The sequence below is a fragment of the Agrococcus sp. Marseille-Q4369 genome (assembly GCF_018308945.1).
Lineage (GTDB): Bacteria > Actinomycetota > Actinomycetes > Actinomycetales > Microbacteriaceae > Agrococcus.
In genome coordinates this window covers 1819609-1836591 of sequence record NZ_CP070501.1, presented here as the reverse complement: position 1 = coordinate 1836591, position 16983 = coordinate 1819609, and the positions used below count along the sequence as shown (strand labels likewise).

The 16983-nt window shown below is 71.9% G+C and carries 14 protein-coding genes and 1 tRNA gene; 14 read left to right on the top strand and 1 reads right to left on the bottom strand.

What is annotated here, in order from left to right:
• Nucleotides 1–35: 35 nt before the first annotated feature.
• The 8 genes from JSQ78_RS09195 to JSQ78_RS09160 all read left to right on the top strand — a co-directional run bounded on the left by JSQ78_RS09195 (nucleotide 36) and on the right by JSQ78_RS09160 (nucleotide 9533).
• The gene (locus JSQ78_RS09195; RefSeq protein WP_211447134.1) at nucleotides 36–1415 is read left to right on the top strand and encodes a glucose-6-phosphate dehydrogenase; all 1380 of its coding nucleotides are present in this window, start codon (nucleotides 36–38) and stop codon (nucleotides 1413–1415) included.
• Between the two features lie 49 nt (nucleotides 1416–1464).
• Entirely contained in the window at nucleotides 1465–2661 is a 1197-nt protein-coding gene (locus tag JSQ78_RS09190) for an ATP-binding protein (protein WP_211447132.1), read from the top strand.
• Between the two features lie 177 nt (nucleotides 2662–2838).
• Nucleotides 2839–3588 carry a DUF3159 domain-containing protein gene (locus JSQ78_RS09185; protein WP_211447131.1) on the top strand — a complete coding sequence of 250 codons (750 nt, stop codon included), beginning with the start codon at nucleotides 2839–2841 and terminating at the stop codon, nucleotides 3586–3588.
• Between the two features lie 243 nt (nucleotides 3589–3831).
• Entirely contained in the window at nucleotides 3832–4149 is a 318-nt protein-coding gene (locus JSQ78_RS09180; RefSeq protein WP_211447130.1) for a class I SAM-dependent methyltransferase, read from the top strand.
• Nucleotides 4150–4197: 48 nt separating this feature from the next.
• Nucleotides 4198–5373 (top strand): M24 family metallopeptidase, encoded by a 1176-nt coding sequence (locus JSQ78_RS09175; RefSeq protein WP_211447129.1) that lies wholly within the window; start codon nucleotides 4198–4200, stop codon nucleotides 5371–5373.
• Entirely contained in the window at nucleotides 5370–6569 is a 1200-nt protein-coding gene (locus JSQ78_RS09170) for a M20 family metallopeptidase (protein WP_249295595.1), read from the top strand. Before JSQ78_RS09175 ends, JSQ78_RS09170 begins: the two co-directional genes overlap by 4 nt.
• A 97-nt stretch (nucleotides 6570–6666) precedes the next feature.
• A complete protein-coding gene (locus JSQ78_RS09165) occupies nucleotides 6667–8145 on the top strand; it encodes an MFS transporter (RefSeq protein ID WP_211447128.1) in 1479 nt (492 codons plus the stop codon).
• Between the two features lie 215 nt (nucleotides 8146–8360).
• Nucleotides 8361–9533, top strand: coding sequence for a zinc-dependent alcohol dehydrogenase (locus tag JSQ78_RS09160; RefSeq protein ID WP_211447127.1), 1173 nt, complete (start codon nucleotides 8361–8363; stop codon nucleotides 9531–9533).
• Between the two features lie 173 nt (nucleotides 9534–9706).
• On the opposite strand, the gene JSQ78_RS09155 is transcribed toward JSQ78_RS09160, so the two are convergent.
• Nucleotides 9707–9790 (bottom strand) — tRNA-Leu (locus JSQ78_RS09155).
• A gap of 96 nt (nucleotides 9791–9886) precedes the next feature.
• On the opposite strand from JSQ78_RS09155, the gene JSQ78_RS09150 reads away from it, so the two are divergent.
• From JSQ78_RS09150 to JSQ78_RS09125, 6 genes are read left to right on the top strand one after another with little or no spacing between them, the layout of a single operon-like run.
• Nucleotides 9887–10567, top strand: coding sequence for an FHA domain-containing protein (locus JSQ78_RS09150; RefSeq protein ID WP_211450583.1), 681 nt, complete (start codon nucleotides 9887–9889; stop codon nucleotides 10565–10567).
• Nucleotides 10564–11100, top strand: coding sequence for an FHA domain-containing protein FhaB/FipA (locus tag JSQ78_RS09145; protein ID WP_211447126.1), 537 nt, complete (start codon nucleotides 10564–10566; stop codon nucleotides 11098–11100). Before JSQ78_RS09150 ends, JSQ78_RS09145 begins: the two co-directional genes overlap by 4 nt.
• Nucleotides 11101–11102: 2 nt before the next feature.
• Nucleotides 11103–12344, top strand: coding sequence for a PP2C family protein-serine/threonine phosphatase (locus JSQ78_RS09140; RefSeq protein ID WP_211447124.1), 1242 nt, complete (start codon nucleotides 11103–11105; stop codon nucleotides 12342–12344).
• The gene (locus JSQ78_RS09135) at nucleotides 12341–13747 is read left to right on the top strand and encodes an FtsW/RodA/SpoVE family cell cycle protein (RefSeq protein WP_211447123.1); all 1407 of its coding nucleotides are present in this window, start codon (nucleotides 12341–12343) and stop codon (nucleotides 13745–13747) included. The genes JSQ78_RS09140 and JSQ78_RS09135 overlap by 4 nt, the downstream gene beginning before the upstream one ends.
• Nucleotides 13744–15225, top strand: a complete 1482-nt coding sequence (locus JSQ78_RS09130; protein WP_249295592.1) for a peptidoglycan D,D-transpeptidase FtsI family protein — start codon at nucleotides 13744–13746, stop codon at nucleotides 15223–15225. The genes JSQ78_RS09135 and JSQ78_RS09130 overlap by 4 nt, the downstream gene beginning before the upstream one ends.
• Complete coding sequence (locus JSQ78_RS09125; protein ID WP_211447122.1) at nucleotides 15222–16961, top strand: protein kinase domain-containing protein; 1740 nt, start codon at nucleotides 15222–15224, stop codon at nucleotides 16959–16961. The genes JSQ78_RS09130 and JSQ78_RS09125 overlap by 4 nt, the downstream gene beginning before the upstream one ends.
• Nucleotides 16962–16983: the final 22 nt, after the last annotated feature.

The following is a 16983-nucleotide window of genomic DNA, read 5'->3' as shown; positions in this document are numbered from 1 at the left end:
AGCCGCCGCTCGCGCGCGGGTGCCAGGATCGGGGCATGGCCCCGCAGCCGACCACGACCCTGCTCATCCTCGGCGCCTCCGGCGACCTCACGGCGAGGCTGCTGCTGCCGGGCATCGCCACGCTGCTGCGAGCTGAGCCCGATCGGCGGCTGCGCGTCGTCGGCGCCGACGTCCGCGCGCTCGACGCGGCGGATTGGCGCGGGCGCGTGCAGACGGCACTCGACGCCGCCGAGGTGAGCCCCGCAGCTGCTGCCGCCGTGCTCGAGCACACGCACTACGTCGCCGCCGACGCGACCGACGGCGACGCCCTCCGGGCCCTCATCGCATCGCTCGACTGCGAGCGGCTCGTCATGTACTTCGCGCTGCCGCCGCACGTGACGCGGCTCGTGTGCGAGACGCTCGAGCGCATCGGCGTGCCGAGCGGCACGATCCTCGCGATCGAGAAGCCCTTCGGCGACAGCCTGGGCAGCGCGCGCGAGCTCAACGAGCTCGTCACGCGCATCGTCCCCGAGCAGCGGGTCTTCCGCATCGACCACTTCCTCGGCCTGCACACGGTGCTCAACCTCCTGGGCCTGCGCTTCACGAACCGGCTGCTGCAGGCGTCGTGGGACCGCGGGAGCATCGAGCGCGTCGAGGTGCTCTACGACGAGACCGTCACGCTCGAGGACCGCGCCGGCTACTACGACCGCAACGGCGCGCTGCGCGACATGATCCAGTCGCACCTGCTGCAGATCATGGCGCTCATCGCGATGGAGCCCGTCGCGACCGTCGGCGAGCGCGACCTGCGCGACGCGATCTCGACCGTGCTGCGCGCCGCGCGCGTCGTCGACCCGGTCCGCCACTCGCGCCGCGCGCGCTACACCGCCGGGAGCGTCGAGGGCAGGCCGGTGCCCGACTACACCCGCGAGCCCGGCGTCGATCCGGCGCGCGGCACCGAGACGCTCGCCGAGATCGAGGTCGAGATCGCCAACGCGCGGTGGGCCGGCGTGCCCTTCTTGCTGCGCTCGGGCAAGTCGCTCGGCGGCGTGCGCAAGCGCGCGATCGTGCACTGGCGGCCGCCCGCTCACGTGCCGGACGGCTTCCGCGGGCACGACACCGCCGACCGCTTCGTCATCGACTTCAAGCCCGACGGCTTCGAGCTCCACCTCACGACGAACGGCAAGGGCGAGCCGTTCACCCTCGAGCAGACCGTGCTGCGCGGCGAGCTCGGCGGAGGTCAGCTCCTGCCCTACGGCGAGGTGCTCGGCGCCATCCTCGACGCCGACCCGCGGCTCGCGGTGCGCGGCGACGCCGCGGAGGAGTGCTGGCGCATCGTCGAGCCCGTGCTCGAGGCGTGGCGGGCGGATGCGGTGCCCCTCGAGGAGTACGAGGCCGGCTCCCGAGGTCCTCGCGGCTGGGCGACGAGCGGTTACTAAAGACCCTAAACGGGCGTATGCTTCCTAAATCTCCATAAGGGAGGCGCGGATGTCCGAGAATCCATTCCGTCCCACCTTCGGCCGGACGCCCCCGCTCCTCGCAGGCCGTGACCGGCTGGTGGCGCCCTTCGCCGAGACGTTCCGGACGGGCGTCTGGATCCCCGATCGCGTCAGCCTCGTTCGCGGGCTGCGCGGCATCGGGAAGACTGTCCTCTTGAACGCGATCGAGGATGCCGCTCGGCGGCATCGCTGGCTCGTGATCTCCGAGACTGCGAGAGATGGGCTTGCCGATGCGCTCGCGCAGACGACGCTCCCAGCACTCCTCCGCGACAACGATCCCGACGGCCGACGACGGGAGCTCCTCGGGGCCGGCGTGTCCGGCGCGTCGCTCTCGACTCGCGTCGTCGATGAGCATCAGCCCGAGAAGGCGCTCCGCGAGCAGCTGACGCAGCTATGCGGGATCGCGGCAGACCGCGGCGCGGGAGTGCTCATCACGCTCGACGAGCTGCACGGAGACGTCCTCGGCGAGATCAGGCAGCTGACGATCGCGTTGCAGCACCTCCAGCGCGAAGAAGCCGAGATCGGCTTCGTCGCGGCCGGCTTGCCCGCCGGCATCGAGGAGGTGCTGCAGGACAAGGGCACGACCTTCCTCAGGCGCGCAGCGTCCGTCGAGCTCGACTCGCTCACGCTCGACGAGACCCGTCGAGCCCTGCGGGAGCCGATCGAAACGGCCGGCCGGAGCATCGGCGATGCGGCACTCGAGGAGGCGGCGCTGGCATCCCGCGGCTATCCGTTCCTCGTGCAGGCCGTCGGCTCGTTCGCTTGGGCGGCCGCACCGGACGATCCCGAGATCTCGACGGCGGCGGTACGAGAAGCCGCTCGGCGCGCTCACCGAGTGCTCGGCACCAACGTGCACGGGCCGTCGCTGAGCAGGCTCTCCTTCACCGACCGGACGTTCCTCGCCGCGATGGCCCTCGACGACGGTCCAGCTCGCATGTCGGACATCGCCGATCGCATGGGAGTCGAGAGCAGGTACGCATCGGTGTACCGCCACCGCCTGCTGCTGCAAGGGCTGATCGAGAGCGCAGGCTGGGGCAAGGTGGCGTTCACGCTCCCCTACCTCCGCGACTACTTGCGCGAGCATGACGTGCCTTCACCGCTCACGCGCCCTGCGAGATCGACGTTCCCCGCGACGGAGCCCGACCTCACGGGCGCCGTCGACGACGTCGGGGACCGAACGAGCTGATGCGTCGCGTGCGCCTCCCTCGAGAGGGGCAGTGCCGCCCGACAGGGGCTGGCGCGCCTGCCCCTGTCGGGCGGAACTGACCTGGTCGCGCCCGCCCTGGAGGAGTGGGCCGCAGCGGCAATACCCTGGAGGCATGCCCAGCTCCACCGCCTCCTCCGCGCGCCCTGCGCTCGCGGCGTGACCGTGGACGCGCCCCGCACCGGCGCGGTGCCGACGCCCGACGAGGACGCCTCGGCCGAGCTCGTGCCGCCGCCCGAGCTCGACGACCGCTTGGACGCCGACGGCGACCCGACGCGCGAGGAGTCGCTCGCGCGCGTGCTCGGCGGGAGCCGCGCGGCGATCGAGGGCAGCGTGCCGCCCATCGCGTTCCTCATCGCGTGGCTCGCGAGCGGCGGCGAGCTGCTCACCGCCGTCGTCTGGTCGCTCATCGCGAGCGCCGCGACGCTCGTGCCCGCCATCGTGCAGCGGCGGAAGCCCAAGGCGGTCGTGATCGGCATGCTCATGACCGTGATCGCCGCGATGATCGCGTACTACACGGGCGAGGCGCGCAACTTCTTCCTCATCCAGCTGCTCTCGAACGCCGCGAGCGCCCTCGCGTGGATCGTCTCGATCGTCATCGGCTGGCCGTTCCTCGGGCTCATCGTCGGCGCCCTCATCGGCACGAAGGCGCGCTGGCGGCACGACCCGGTGCTGCTGCGCGCCTACCGCCGAGCGTCGTGGATCTGGGTGCTGCAGTACGTCATCCGCGTCGTCGTCTTCAGCGTGCTGTGGTGGCTCGACGAGACCACGTGGCTCGCGATCATGCGCGCGGCGCTCACCTACCCGCTCATCATCGCGTGCATCGCGATCTCGGGGTGGGTGCTCTTCGCCTCGATCCCGAAGTCGCACCCTGGCATCCGCAAGCCGCTCCCGCGCCCCGGCGACTGACCCCTCTCCCCAGGCCCGCGCCGCACCGTTGCGCCCGCGACGGCGTCGGCGTACAGTCTCGGCAAGCAAGCGGTGCGGACAGACCAGGCGCCTTCACCAATACTCGCGAGTAGAGCAAGCGCCGAGCGCCAGTCCGCACCGCTTCTTCGTGCCCGCGAGTGGCCGCTCGGCGCCGCTCGGCCCGGTCGCGGAGCCTCGCGTCGCGGAGTAGCGTGCCCGCCATGCGCGAGATCCCGGTGGCGGATGCCGTGCGCGAGCGGGTGCGAGCGGCCAGCGCTCATCGAGCTCGCGAACGCCAACCTCGCCGCGCACGGCAGCCCCGCGCGCGTGCGCCAGGCGACCCCCCGCATCCTGGGCCTGCCCGGTGAGGGACCGTGGGACCGCATCCTCGTCTCCGCAGACTTCGGCCGCATGCCCGATGCGCTCGTCGTGCAGCTCGCCGAGGGCGGACGCATGGTCGCCCCGGTCGCCGGCGTCATGACGGTCGTGGATGCGGTCGGCGGCCGGGCGCGCGTGCGGACGGACGGCGGGCGATACGCGTTCGTGCCGCTCATCGGGTGACGCCGCGGCGAGCCGAGCTCGCGGCGGAGCCTGACTAGGGTGGCTGGCATGCAGCCGAGACCCGAGGAGCTCGCAGAGCGGCTCGCCCGCACCCGCGCGCGCATGCAGCGCGCCGGCCTCGACGGCCTCGTGGTGGCCGATCCCGCGAACCTGCACTACTTGACCGGCTACGACGCCTGGTCGTTCTACATGCCGCAGCTGCTGTTCGTGCCGCTCACGGGCGAGCCGCTGCTCATCATGCGGCAGATGGACGCCGACGGCGCGCACCGCACGGCGAGCACGCCGCCCGAGCGGATCCTCGGCTACCCCGAGTCGCTCGTGCACCAGCGCGGCGCGCATCCCTTCGACTGGGTCGCCGAGCGGCTGCGGGAGCACGGCTTCGCCCAGCGCGGCCGCATCGGGTACGAGGCCGAGGCGCACTTCTTCACCGTGCGTTCGTTCCACGCGCTCGAGCGGGCGCTGCCGGAGTGGCAGCTCGTCGACGCGCACGACCTCGTGAACTGGGTGCGGCTCGTGAAGAGCCCGTTCGAGCTCGAGCTCATGCGCGGCGCCGGCCGCATCGCCTCCGCAGCGATGCGCGCGGGCGTCGACGCGCTCGGCGCGGGGGTGCGGCTCAACGACGTCGCCGCGGCGATCCAGTTCGCGCAAGCCACCGGCGTCGACGGCGCCGAGGGCGACTACCCGGCGATCGTGCCGATGCTGCCCACCGGCGAGTCGGCCGACACCCCGCACCTCACCTTCAGCGCCCGGCGGGTCGAGACCGGCGAGGCCGTCTCCATCGAGCTCGCGGGCGCCCACCGCCGCTACCACGCGCCGCTCGCCCGCACCGTCGCGGTCGGCCGACCCGACGCGCGCCTCGCGGGCCTCGCCGACATCGCGGCCGAGGGGCTCGAGGCCGTGCTCGGGGGCCTGCAGCCGGGCCGCGTCGTCGCCGACGTGCACGGCATCTGGCGCGAGCACCTCGCGCGGCACGCGATCGAGAAGCCCTCGCGGCTCGGCTACTCGATCGGCATCGGCTACCCGCCCGACTGGGGCGAGCGCACCGTCTCGATCCGCGAGGACGACCTCACCGTCATCGAGCCCGGCATGTGCCTGCACATCATCGCCGGCATGTGGATGGACGGCTACGGCTGCGAGCTGAGCGAATCGGTCGCGATCGGCGAGGGCGGCGCCGAGCTGCTCACCGACGCTCCGCGCGAGCTCATCGTGGTGGAGGCGGCGTGACGGCCCCGCCCGCGAACGGCGAGCGCACCGACGTCGACCGGGCCATCGCGCTCGTCGACGAGGCGACGATCGTCGCCGACACCTCGTCGCTCATCCTCGCCGCGAGCGAGAACCCGGGCGGCACCGAGCTCGACGCCGTGCGCGTGCTCGAGACGATCGCCTCCCGGCTCGGCGGCCGCAGCCGGCGCTCGACCGTCGCGCCCGGCAGGCCCAACATCGCCATCCGCTTCGGCCCCGACCCCGCCGAGGCGCGGCCCGGCATCCTGCTGCTCGGCCACTCCGACGTCGTGCCGGCAGGCGAGGGCTGGAGCGCCGACCCCTTCAGCCCGCGCGTGCAGGACGGCTGGCTCACCGGCCGCGGCGCCGCCGACATGAAGGGCGGGCTCGCCGCCGCGCTGCAGGCGATGGCCGCCGTGCACCGCGTGCGCCCCGAGCTGCCGCTCGAGCTGCTCGTGACCGTCGACGAGGAGGACCTCGCGACCGGCATCCTGGCGCACCTCGACGACCCGCCCGCGCCCTACCGCGCGTGCATCGTCGCCGAGCCGACCGCCCTCGCGGTCGTCGTCGCGTGCCGCGGCGCCGCGAACCTCGAGGTCGAGGTGCGCGGCCGCGCCGCCCACGCGGGCCGGCCGGAGGACGGCGCGAACGCCATCACGACCGCGGCGCGCATCGCGGGCTGGATCGCCGACGACCACGAGCGGATGCGTCGGGGCGCGACGGGCCTGCTGGGCTCGGCGACCTGGAGCGTCGGCCGCATCGAAGGGGGCCACGGCACCTCGATCGTGCCCGATCGGTGCACGCTGCTCGTCGACCGGCGGCTCATGCCGGGCGAGACGGGCGAGCAGGCGCTCGGCGAGCTCGAGGCGGGGATCGCCCGCGTGCTCGGGCACGAGGGCTGCGAGGCGAGCGCGACGCTCCTGATGGAGATGCCGGGCTTCGAGACCGAGCCCGCGCATCCGCTCGTCACCGCCGCCGTCGACGCGATCTCGGCGGAGGGCCGCGAGCCGCGCATCGAGGCGTGGACGGCCGCGTGCGAGGGCGGCTACATCGCGCGCCACCACGGCTGCCCGACGATCATCCTCGGCCCGGGCGACATCACCGGCCAGGCCCACCAGCCCGACGAGCGCGTGCGCATCGCCGACCTCTCCGCAGCCGCGGGCGCGTACGCCCGCCTGCTCCTCGACCTCGACCCCTGAACGCATCCTCCCCGACCGCACAGCCAGCACGACCCCCGAGCACGACCAGGACACTGCACCACCAGGACACCCCTGCACCGACCGAAGGGACACGGCCATGACCGAGCAGACAGCACCGCGGCGGCACCCGCGCGAGCCCGCACCCATCACGAGGGAGCTCGACCTCTCCCCCGTGCAGCGCAAGACCGTCAGGAAGTCGGTCATGGGCGCGATGGCGGGCAACGCCATCGAGTGGTTCGACTACGGCATCTACGGCTACCTCGCCGTGCACCTGTCGCAGCAGATCTTCGGCGGCTCTGAGGAGGCGATCCTCTGGACGCTCTTCGGCTTCGCCGTCTCGTTCCTCATCCGGCCGATCGGCGGCGCCGTGCTCGGGCCGCTCGGCGACCGCATCGGGCGCCAGAAGGTGCTCGTCTTCACCATCCTGATGATCTCGATCGCGACCGCGGCGATCGGCGTGCTGCCGACCTTCGACATGGTCGGCTGGCTCGCGCCCGTGCTGCTGTTCACGCTGCGCATCATCCAGGGCTTCTCGGCGGGCGGCGAGTACGCCGGCGCCGCCGTCTACATGGCCGAGCACGCGCCCGACGACCGCCGCGGCTTCTGGGGCTCGTTCCTCGAGTTCGGCACGCTGCTCGGCTTCTCGATGGCCGCGATCCTCGTCACGGGCCTCGAGCTCATCGTCGGCCCGGAGGGCATGGCCGAGGGCTGGTGGCGACTGCCGTTCCTGCTCACGCTGCCGCTCGGCATCGTCGCGCTCCTCATGCGCTCGCGCCTGCACGACTCGGAGACGTTCATCGAGGCGAAGGAGCAGGACACCCGCTCGAGCGCGTGGGAGACGCTGCGCGACGTCGTCACGAAGCAGCCGAAGCAGCTGCTGAAGATCATGGGCATCACGATCCTCATCAACACGGCGTTCTACCTCGTGCTCACCTACATGCCGACGTTCCTCACGACGTCGCTCGACATGGGGGCGACGCAAGCCGGCCTCATGCTCGTCGCGGTGCAGCTCGTGATGATGGCGGTGATCATCCCGATGGGCGCGCTCACCGACCGGATCGGGCGGCGACCGGTGCTGCTCATCGCGGCGGTCGGCTTCACCCTCTTCTCGATCCCGGCGATCATGCTGCTGCAGACGGGCAACGTCGTGCTGCAGGCGCTCGGGCTCGCGATCTTCGGGCTCTTCCTCGTCATGCTGCTGTGCAACATCTCGGCGACGCTGCCGGCGCTCTTCCCGACCACGGTGCGCTACGCGGGCTTCGCGCTCGGCTACAACGTCGCGACCTCGCTGCTCGGCGGGCCGGCGGGCCTCATCAACGAGTGGCTCATCGGCGAGACAGGCTCGACGCTCGTGCCCGGCTTCTACATGACGGCCGCGGGCATCATCGGCCTGCTCGCGATCCTCACGTTCAACGAGACGGCCGGCCGCAGCCTGCGCGGCGACATCGTGCCGGGTGACGACGACGTCGACCGCATCGCGATCGGCGAGGACCTCATCGGCAAGGTGCACGACCCCGAGCACGAGCTCGTCGACGGCAAGCTGCCGCCGCGCACCGGGGGCGGCGGCATGTCGTGAGCATCGGGCTGTAGCGCGGCCCGCTCGAGGCGCACGGCACCTCGACGTGGGCGCCGACCACGTGTGCGTGCAGATCCTGCCCGCGAGGGAGGATCCGCTGCCGGCGCTCGAGGCGCTCTCGGCCGAGCTCGGCATCCGCTGAATCGCTCGGCATCCGCTGACCGTTCGCTCCGAATCCAGCCTCCTCGGGGGTCGCGGCGCATACGGTCGGAGTCATGCGAGCACTCACTTGGCAAGGCAAGCGCAAGGTCTCGGTCGAGGAGGTCCCCGACCCCGTCATCCAGGAGCCGACCGACGCGGTCATCCGCGTCACGTCGACCGCGATCTGCGGCTCCGACCTCCACCTCTACGAGCTCTTCGCGCCGTTCCTCAAGAAGGGCGACATCCTCGGCCACGAGCCGATGGGCATCGTCGAGGAGGTCGGCTCGGCGGTGTCGAACCTGCAGGTCGGCGACCGCGTCGTCATCCCCTTCGTCGTCGCGTGCGGTCGTTGCTTCATGTGCGAGAAGGGCCTGACGACGCAGTGCGAGACGACGCAGAACCGCCACTCCGGCACGGGCGCGTCGCTCTACGGCTACACGTCGCTCTACGGCTCGGTGCCCGGCGGCCAGGCCGAGCGGCTGCGCGTTCCCTACGCCGACTTCAACGCGACCAAGGTGGGCAGTGAGCTCGCCGACGACCGCTACCTCTTCCTGAGCGACATCCTGCCCACCGCGTGGCAAGGCGTCGCGTACGCCGGCCTCGAGCCCGGCCAGACGCTCGGCGTCATGGGGCTCGGCCCCGTCGGACAGTTCGTCGCGCGCATCGGCCGGCACCTCGGTCACCGCGTGATCGCGGTCGAGCCGGTCGCCGAGCGCCGCGCGATGGCCGAGCGCTACGGCGTCGAGACGCTCGACATGGCGGATGCGACGGATGCGCTCAAGGACCTCACCGACGGCCGCGGCCCCGACGCGATCGTCGACGCCGTCGGCATGGAGGCGCACGGCGCGCCCGGCGCCGCGACGGCGCAGCAGCTCGTCGGCGCGCTCCCCGACCTGCTCGCGAAGCCGATGATGCGGCACGCGGGCCTCGACCGGCTCTCGGCCATGCACACGGCGTTCGACGCGGTGCGCCGCGGCGGCACGGTCTCGCTCAGCGGCGTCTACGTCGGCTCGGCCGACCCGATGCCGATGATGACGCTGTTCGACAAGCAGATCACGTTGCGGATGGGCCAGTGCAACGTGCAGTCGTGGCGCGACGAGCTCATGCCGCTCGTCGAGGACCCGAGCGACCCGCTCGGCACGGGCGACCTCACGACCCACCTCGTGCCGCTCGAGCAGGCGCCGGAGTACTACGAGATCTTCCAGAAGAAGGAGGACGACTGCATCAAGGTCGTGCTGCAGCCGTAGCGCTCGATGCGGCTCCGCCGCGTTGAGCGCGGACGCTGCAAGGTCGAGTAGGCGGCCGCGAGGCCGCCCTATCGAGACCCCTGCTCGGAGCGACGGTCTCGATACGGGCGCTGCTCGACCAGCCGGTGCCGCGAGATGAGAGAGGCCCCGGGGTGGAGCCCGGGGCCTCTTCGTGCGCGAGGGGGGACTTGAACCCCCACGTCCGTACGGACACTGGCACCTGAAGCCAGCGCGTCTGCCAATTCCGCCACTCGCGCGACGCCCGGGGCAGCCCGGGCAACCACACGAGAATATCAGGTTCGGAGCGACGGCGGGTACGCTGTCGGCGGCGACGAAGGGTGGTGATGACAGCAGTGGGATTCCTTGACGCGATCGAGCGCGGTCTCGAGCGGGCCGTCAACGGCGCCTTCGCGAAGACCTTCCGCGCCGGCGTGGAGCCGGTCGAGATCGCGAGCGCGCTCAAGCGCGAGCTCGACACGAGCGCGTCCGTCGTCTCCCGCGACCGCATCCTCGTGCCCAACCGGCTCACCGTGCGCCTCGCACCCGCCGACTTCCAGCGGCTGCGCCGCCTGGGCGAGCCGCTGCTCGACGAGCTGACCTCGACCCTGCAGAGCCACGCCCGCCAGTCGGGCTACTCCTTCCCCGGCCCCGTCGACCTGGGCTTCGAGCCCGACGAGGCGATGTCGACCGGGATGCTCGAGATCCAGTCGGACACGGAGGCGGGCGAGGTCGTCTGGAGCGCGGTCGTCGACATCAAGGGCAAGCGCCACCAGCTGCGGAAGGGCCGCACGGTCATCGGCCGCGGCTCGGACGCCGACATCACCGTCGACGACGCGGGCGCCTCCCGCAAGCACGCCGAGATCGTCTGGGACGGCACGCGCGCCCAGGTGAGCGACCTCGGCTCGACCAACGGCACGACGCTCAACGGCCGCGCGCTGGGGACGGCGCTGCTCGAGCCCGACTCGATCATCGACATCGGCGCGACGCGCATCGTCTACCGCGTGCTCGCGCAGTCGAAGGAGCGCCGAGCATGAGCGAGCTGACCCTCATCATCATCCGGATCGGCTTCCTCGCCCTCCTGTGGCTGTTCGTCTTCATCGTGCTCTATTCGCTGCGCAGCGACCTCTTCGGCCCGAAGCTCACGCCGCTGCAGCGCGTCGCGGTGCAGAGCCAGCGCTCCCGCGAGGAGGCGGCCGCGCAAGCGGCCCCGGCAGCGGCGAGCGGCGACGCCCCGACGACCGTGACCGAGCGCGCGAGCGCCGGGAGCGCATCCGGCCTCGCCCGCCGCGTCGTCATCACGTCGGGACCGCGCGCGGGCACCGAGATCGAGCTGCCCGAGACGGGCCTGACGATCGGCCGCTCGAGCAGCGCGGGCCTGCAGATCAAGGACGACTACACGTCGAACTCGCACGCGAAGATCGTGCGCTGGCGCGACGAGTGGGTCGTGCAGGACCTCGACTCGACGAACGGGACGTTCGTCGAGGGCAAGCGGATCACCCAGTCGACGCCCGTGCGGGTCGGCAGCTCGGTGCGCATCGGCACGACGACGTTCGAGCTGAGGCGCTGAGCTTGAGCGCACCGCTCGCGGCCGCCATCAGCCATGTCGGCCGCATCCGCACCGAGAACCAGGACTCGGGCTACACGGGCGCCCACTTGAGCTTCGTCGCCGACGGCATGGGCGGCCACGCGGGCGGCGACGTCGCGAGCGCGATCGTCACCCGCAAGGTGCGCGAGGCCGACGTCGAGTACGAGAGCGCGGAGCAGGCGGCGCAGGCCCTCGCCGACGCGCTGCGCGCCGGCAACGAGGCGCTGCAGCAGGCGATGCTCGAGCACCCCGAGCTCTCGGGCATGGGCACGACCGCGTCGGGGATCATCCGCGTCGGCGACCGGCTCGGCCTCGCCCACATCGGCGACAGCCGCATCTACCGCTACCGGGTGGGCGCGCTCGAGCAGCTCTCGACCGACCACACGTTCGTGCAGCGCCTCGTCGACGCCGGCCGCATCACGCGCGAGGAGGCGGAGCACCACCCGCGCCGCAACGTCGTGATGCGCGTGCTCGGCAACATCGAGACCGACCCCGAGATCGACACGTGGGTCGAGGACGCGCTGCCGGGCGACCGCTACCTCGTGTGCTCGGACGGCCTCTCGTCCTACGTCGACGAGGACCGCATCCGCACGATCCTCGAGCAGCGGCTCGACACCCCGTCGACCGTGCAGCGGCTCGTGAACGAGTCGCTCTCGCGCGGAGCGCCCGACAACGTCACGGTCGTCGTGGTCGACATCGACGAGCGCCTGCCCTCGTCGGTCGAGCCCACGACCGTCGGCTCCGCCGCCGCGCCCATCAGCTTCGAGGCCGTCGAGCCCGAGCGCACGTCGCTGAGCCTGTCGCAGCTGCTGCTGCACCCGCGACAGGCGCGCATGCAGCCCGCGTTCGAGCACTTCGAGCCCGAGAGCGAGGAGTTCCTGCAGGAGCTGCTCGCCGAGCAGCGCCGCATGCGCCGCAACCGGCGGATCAGCTGGAGCATCGGCGCGGTGCTCGCGATCGCGCTCGCGGTGACGCTCAGCGTCATGTTCTACAGCTGGACCCAGGACCGCTTCTTCGTCGGCGTCAACGACGCCGGGCAGGTGGCGATCTACCAGGGGATCCAGCAGCAGATCGGCCCGTTCGTGCTCGCGACCGAGATCGAGCGCACCGACATCGAGCTCGCCGAGCTCACGCCCTTCAACCAGCGCAGCATCGAGCAGACGATCTCGGCCGAGTCGCTCGCCGACGCGCAGGCCATCGTCGAGCGGCTGGAGCGATCGCCATGACCGACCGCACCGCTCCCACCGCGCTCCAGACGGGCATCGTGCAGCTGCGCGACGTCACCGAGGCGATCAAGGTGCGCATCCGCAACCCCGCGAAGCTGCGCAACCTCGAGCTCTTCCTGCTCGTGATCGCGTGGGTGCTCGCGGGCGGCGCGATGGTGCTCGTGCAGCTCGGCGCGCTCCAGCGCGTCGACATGATGCCGCTGCAGCTCGCGGGGCTCCTCGGGCTGCTCACGCTCGCGCTGCACATCGCGCTCCGCGTCGTCGCCCGCGAGGCCGACGCGATCATCCTCCCGGTCGTGACCGTGCTCAACGGGCTCGGCATCGCGATGATCTACCGCATCGACATCGCCGAGGGCGCGACGGGCTGGGGCGCCGCTTCGACGCGGCAGATCGCCTGGACGGGCATCGCGCTGCTCATCGCGATCGCGACGATCGTCGTCATCCGCAACCACCGGGTGCTCGCCCGCTACCGCTTCCTCGCGATGGCAGCCGCGATCATCCTGCTCGTGCTGCCGCTCGTGCCCGGCCTCGGCCGCACGATCAACGGCGCGACCGTCTGGATCGGCGTCGGCAGCGTGCTCTCGCTGCAGCCGGGCGAGCTCGCGAAGATCGCGCTCGCGATCTTCTTCGCCGGCTACCTCATGACCGCGCGCGACTCGCTCTCGGTCGTCGGCCGCAAGGTGCTCGGCATCCGCTTCCCGCGCGTGCGCGACCTCGGCCCCATCCTCATCGTCTGGGCGATGTGCCTGCTCGTGCTCGTCTTCCAGCGCGACCTCGGCACCTCGCTGCTCTACTTCGGCCTCTTCCTCGTGATGATCTACGTCGCGACCGGCCGCCGCTCGTGGATGGTCATCGGGCTCGGGCTCGTCGCGCTCGGCGGCGTCGCCGCCTACTTCGCGCTCGGCTACGTGCAGCGCCGCATCGGGGCGTGGATCCACGCCTTCGACCAGAGCGTCTACGACGCGCAGGGCGGCTCGTACCAGATCGTGCAGGGCGTCTTCGGGATGGCGCACGGCGGCCTGCTCGGCACGGGCCTCGGCCTCGGCAGGCCCGACATCACGCCCTACGCCAACAGCGACTACATCATCCCCTCGCTCGGGGAGGAGCTCGGGCTCGTCGGCATCTTCGCGATCCTCGGCCTCTACCTCATCCTCGTCTCGCGCGGCATCCGGATCGGCTTCCAGGGCCCCGACGACTTCACGAAGCTGCTCGCGGTCGGGCTCGCCTTCACGATCGGCCTGCAGGTCTTCATCGTCGTCGGCGGCGTCACGCGGCTCATCCCGCTCACGGGCCTCACGACGCCGTTCCTCGCGGCGGGAGGCTCGTCGCTGCTGGCCAACTGGCTCATCGTCGCGCTGCTGCTGCGGCTGAGCGACTCCGTGCGCGGAAGGGGGATCGCATGACGAGCACCGAGCGAGAGCAGAGCATGCGCCGGCCGATCCGCCGCGTGAGCATGCTGCTGATGGTCATGTTCGTCGCGCTGTTCGGCTCGTCGACGATGATCCAGGCGATCCAGGCGGATGCGCTGCACACGGATGCGCGCAACACGCGCACGCTGCTCGACTCGTTCGCGGTCGAGCGCGGGTCGATCGTCGTCGACGGCGTGCCGGTGGCGCTCTCGGTGCCGTCGGACGACGAGTTCGAGTGGCAGCGGCAGTACCCGCTCGGGCCGCTCTACGCATCCGTCACCGGGTTCAACACGCTGGGCCTGCGCAACAGCGGCATCGAGGACGCGATGAACGCCGAGCTCACGGGCACCGCGAACAGCCAGTTCCTCGAGCAGGTGCTCGCGACGCTCACCGGGCAGGACCCCTCGGGCGCATCGGTCGAGCTCACGATCGACAGCGCCGCGCAGCAGGCCGCCGCCGACGCGCTCGGCGATCGCGAGGGCGCCGTCATCGCGATCGACCCCGAGACGGGCGACGTGCTCGCGATGCACTCGAGCCCGACCTTCGACCCCAACGCCTTCGCGTCGCACGACATCGCGGCCGTGCAGCAGCTCCACGACCAGCTCGAGGCAGACCCGGGCGACCCGCTCGTCAACCGCACGATCGCCGGCGACCTCTACTTCCCCGGCTCGGTCTTCAAGCTCATCACGGCGGCCGCGGCGCTCGAATCGGGCCGGTACACGATGCAGTCGGAGTTCGAGAACCCCGCGGAGCTGCAGCTGCCCCAGTCGACCGCGGTCGTGCGCAACGCGACGCGCGGGCCGTGCGGACCCGATGAGACGGTCACGCTCGAGACCGCGATCGTGCTCTCGTGCAACATCCAGTTCGCCCTGCTCGCGCAGGAGCTCGGCGCCGACGCGCTGCGCCAGCAGGCCGCCGCGTTCGGCTTCGGCGAGCAGCTCGAGATCCCGCTCCGGGTCACGCCGAGCCAGTACCCGGCCGAGCTCAACGAGCCGAACCTCATGCTCACGGGCTTCGGCCAGTACGACGTGCGCGTCACGCCGCTGCAGATGGCGATGGTCTCCGCCGCGATCAACAACGACGGCACGATGCTGCGCCCGCAGATGATCGACCGCGTGCTCGCGCCCAACCTCGACGTCGTCGACGACCCGGAGGCCGAGATCCTCGGCAACCCGATCTCGGCGGCGACGGCGACGGCGCTGCGCGGGGCGATGGAGCGCGGCGTGACCGAGGGGCTCGCCTCGAACGCGGCCGTGCCGGGCGCGACGGTCGGCGGGAAGACGGGCACCGCCGAGACGGGCGAGCGCGGTGAGCCGTTCAACCTGTGGTTCACGGGGTACGGAGAGCTCGGCGACCGGAGCGTGGCAGTCGCCGTCGTGGTCGTGCCTAGTGAGAACATCGTCGGTGATACTTCAAACGTGATCGCCGCACCTATCGGGAGAGCAGTGATCGAGGCGGTGCTGAACTCATGAGACCATCCAGCGGACTCACCTTCGGTGGGCGATACCAGCTGACCAGCCGGATCGCCATCGGCGGCATGGGCGAGGTCTGGCAGGCGACCGATCAGGTGATCGGGCGCACCGTCGCGCTGAAGATCCTCAAGGACGAGTACATGGGCGATCCGGGGTTCCTCGAGCGCTTCCGCGCCGAGGCCCGGCACGCCGCGCTCGTCAACCACGAGGGCATCGCGAACGTCTTCGACTACGGCGAGGAGGACGGCAGCGCCTTCCTCGTGATGGAGCTCGTCCCGGGCGAGCCGCTCAGCGCGATCCTCGACCGCGACCGCACGCTCTCCGCCGACAAGGTGCTCGACATCGTCGCGCAGACCTCCGCGGCGCTGCACGCGGCCCACCAGGCGGGGCTCGTGCACCGCGACGTCAAGCCCGGCAACCTGCTCATCACGCCCGAGGGGCGCGTGAAGATCACCGACTTCGGCATCGCGCGCATCGCCGACCAGGTGCCGCTCACCGCGACCGGCCAGGTGATGGGCACGGTGCAGTACCTCTCGCCCGAGCAGGCCTCCGGGCAGCAGGCGGCTCCGTCGACCGACATCTACTCGCTCGGCATCGTGGCCTACGAGGCGCTCGCCGGTCGGCGGCCGTTCACCGGCGAGTCGCAGGTCGCGATCGCGATGGCGCACATCAACGACGCGCCGCCGGACCTGCCTGGCACCGTCCCGGAGCCCGTGCGCAACCTCGTGCTCTCGTGCATCGCCAAGACGCCGGCCGATCGGCCGACCTCGGCCGCGCACCTCTCGCGCGCGGCCACGATGCTGCGCCGCGGCGACATCGCCGGTGCCGCGGCGATCGTGCCGGGCATCGCGTCGACCGACTCGTTCGCGACGATCGACTCCCCCACGCAGGCGGCGACGCGCGTCATCACGACGCAGTCGTCGCCCGCGACCGCCGCGCTGCCCGTGACGAGCGCGACGACCGCGCTCGAGGAGCGGAAGCGCCGCACCAACCCGTGGATCTGGCCCGTCGTGATCCTCGCGGTGCTGCTCGTCGCCGCCGGCGTCGCGATCGCGCTCATGCTGTTCAACCAGCAGCGACCCGATCCCGCCGCGTCGACGCCCGGTTCGGAGAGCCAGTCCGCCGCCCTCGTCGAGGTCTCGCTCGAGCAGTTCGAGGGGATGGACGAGCAGGAGTTCCGCGACGCGGTCGAGGCGCTGAACCTCGTCCCCTCGGTCGAGACGGGCGCCCCCGCGACCGACCCCGGGCTCGTCGGCCGCATCTACGCCGTCGCCCCGACGGGCCCGGTGCCGGAGGGATCGACGCTCACGGGCACGATCCACAGCGCGGTCGCCCAGGTCGAGGATCCGACCTCCGCGCCGCGGCTGGGCGACGGCTCCGACCCGACCGCGCAGCAGGTCGGCGCGACGCCGTCGATCGTGTGGGATGCCGCGACGTGCCCCTCGGGCTACTCGCGCGGCGACTACGTCGCGACGATCACGTGGCCCGACGGCCGTGTGCAGGACCAGGTCACGCCCGTCGAGGGCTTCGACATCCTCGCGCCCGGGCTCGGCGCCGGCAGCACGACCGTCACCTACACCTTCAGCTGCGAGGTCGAGGGCGGGCAGACGCTCACGAGCGGTGCCTCTCCCGCGCTGACGATCACGGCAGTGCCGGAGGAGACGCCGGAGCCCGAGCCGACCCCGACGCCCACGCCGACGCCGACGCCCACGCCGGAGCCCACGACCGAGCCGTGAGGCGCCCCGCCGGGGCCGTCGA